Source organism: Oleiphilus sp. HI0123, assembly GCF_001635315.1.
In genome coordinates this window covers 1-1,731 of the sequence record NZ_LWGE01001476.1, presented here as the reverse complement: position 1 = coordinate 1,731, position 1,731 = coordinate 1, and the positions used below count along the sequence as shown (strand labels likewise).

The 1,731-nt window shown below is 38.8% G+C and carries 1 protein-coding gene; it reads right to left on the bottom strand.

The window, feature by feature from the left end; genetic code table 11:
- Positions 1-1,539: dynamin family protein (locus A3761_RS19435; RefSeq protein ID WP_156491963.1), on the bottom strand; the 1,539-nt coding region annotated here is incomplete at its 3' end.
- Positions 1,540-1,731 lie beyond the last annotated feature (192 nt).

Sequence of the window (1,731 nt, the reverse complement as noted above, 5' to 3'; positions counted from 1 at the left end):
CATGATGTGAGGGAAGGCATATTCTTTTGCTTCATTCTTATCCTTATATTTGTCTTTTATAATCCCTTCTAGATAATCAACTTCTTTATGCCGAGCAATAAGGCGCTCGGAAAACATTTTCAGTGCAGCAGTTTTTTTCTTCTTACTGGTCAGCAGTGAAGATCTGAGGTTTTCAATTTTTGATGTTTTGGCTGCGACATTTTCAGGACGTATTGCTTCTTTGTATGAGGTAATCAGATTCTCAAACTGAATAATCTCATTTTCAGCCTGCGAGATCTTTTCTGATAAATAGGAACAACCCTTTTCTTTAAATTCAACTAGAGTTCTATCTACATTTCCATCAATCATCGAAGGCATAGTAGATTGGAGATAGCTTGTAAGCTCATCAGTCAAATCTTTTCTACGATCCACTGACTCAGCCCAGAACGTAAAGAATCGACTAGCTAGCGTATCAGGTGAAATAGGTTCGCTATAGTCTTTCGTTCTTTCATGCAGCAATCCATCATTATCACTAATGAGAAAATGGTTATAGATACGAGTTGCCGCTGTTTTCTTTAGTTCATCTAACTGAACATCTGACCAGTTATCAGAAGCCTGACTGACAACAAAGAAAATATTATTCATTGGAGGCAAATCAAAGTTTTGAGGTTCAGGTACTGACTTAATCACAGTACGCAAAGACGCTATATCAGTACTATCCATACAGCCCGTTACGGGAGACATATACACAAGAGTGTCAAGCATTGTTAGTACTGAGAGAGCCTTAGTCGTATCACTTCGATCTCCTCTCCCTAAGTCTGTATTGGAAAAACCTGGCGCATCGAGAATGTTGCATGCTGTTAAGATTGGTGCATCAATGAACACAACACAGCTATAAGCGTCGCTCTCTTTTTCTTCAAAGTGGTCATGAACAATTTCGTCAGACAATAAATCATAACCGCCAGCCTTATAGATTATGTCGTTCTGCTCATAGTAACTCGGAGAATCTAACAAAGAGATGTCACATAGTTCGTTAAAAATAAGAACGTCATCTTTAACCGTCTCAGGTCTATCCTCAATGTGTTTCAAAACAGTAATAGCACTGGTAGTCGGCTGTAGCTTTGAAGGAAGCTTTGCTTCTCCTAGCAAGTAATTTATGAAATGACTCTTTCCTGCATCGGAACGCCCCATGACACCAAGATTTGGTTTTCTGGCAACTGCTGAAAGCCTGCTTAGCAAACTTCCAATTAGGTTTTCGGTTTCGTCATTAGTCGATATTGATGGCTTGCTAAAGTAAGACCTAAGTAAACTTGAATGCTTTAATAGATTTACATAAGGAGGTGTAATGCTGAGCGCCTCCATTTCCTCTTGGTCAGTTAGAAGGTCATTTAAGGTAACTCCATATAGCTTACAGAGACTAAGTAATAGTTTGGGCGATGCACTCTCAGGGTCAGCTTCAGCTCTTTGGTAAATGGATAAAGACACACCTACTAAGGTAGCTATCTCCTCTTGACTCTTTTTTGGATTCAACCCCAACCTCAACTTTTTCAACGTACTCATAACCCATCCTCTGTAGACTGCTTGAATAAAAAATAGCCTACCTTCCCAGGTATTGCAAACAAATATTTATATTCTGCACATTATTGCGCAATCCCAATCATTTTATTGCAGCAATACATCTTAGAATTACTCTAGAACAACCAACACAAATATTTTTTCCGAGAATACATGTAGTGCACTGGATAAATTCAG